At 46.4% G+C, this 804-nt stretch carries 1 protein-coding gene; it reads left to right on the top strand.

What is annotated here, in order from left to right; translation table 11 throughout:
- The coding region (locus ACWWFX_RS25340; RefSeq protein ID WP_473225109.1) for a phage tail fiber protein at nt 1-797 on the top strand (797 nt) is incomplete at its 5' end.
- Nucleotides 798-804: the final 7 nt, after the last annotated feature.

The following is an 804-nucleotide window of genomic DNA, read 5'->3' as shown; positions in this document are numbered from 1 at the left end:
TCGGTTTAGGAAGTAGTGCTACAAGAGATGTCTTAAGCGCTTCCGGCTATATCCTATCGGTGGGGGATTTTGGGCTAGGTTCCACGCTGCCAACAGCACCTTATTCAGACACGATTACAAATATGTTTTATACACCGGGAAATGCGGGAGTATCTCAGCCGACTTCTGATTCAGGATGGTGTCATTTGGTTCTGGCTGCTTCCAGTTATTATCGAGCCCAACTTTCGCTTAAATATTCCGAGGGAAAACCAAGGGCATTTATCCTGAATCGTTATGGCACCAGTAGCGGTGGCTGGACTGAATTGTATACTGCTGCAAATACAACAAAAACTAGCGATGGAACGCTGAAAGCGGCATCTCCAATAGTGCAAATATTTGCTGATGGCTCATATGAATTAAATGATGAATCAGAAGGTTGTATCGTTACACGACTGGGAACTGGAGAATATCTTATTGAGGGCTGTACAGGACTCAATGCCGATGCGGCATGGGGTGGCATAGACGGTGGCTTTGACATTCCGACTGATCGCAATAAACAACCATTGATCTGGTTGGATTATGAAGTGAATGCTGACGGCTCGGTGCTGGTAAAAACGTATCATCGCACACATCCAATGGCTCCGGCCTTCGCCAGAAATGAGCTTCAGGGTGTAAATGAAGGCGACCCCGTAGACATTTCGGATGACCAGTTTTTATCCGTTCGTGTCGAAATGCCTGCCGATTCTTTATACAGCCAAAGAATGAGAGCTGTCGAGAATGCCATGGCTACCGATGAAGGTGAAGAAAGGTCGGTTTAGGAAGTAG

The organism is Pseudocitrobacter sp. 2023LY-00077, from assembly GCF_055796175.1.
This window is presented reverse-complemented; position numbering and strand designations above follow the sequence as displayed.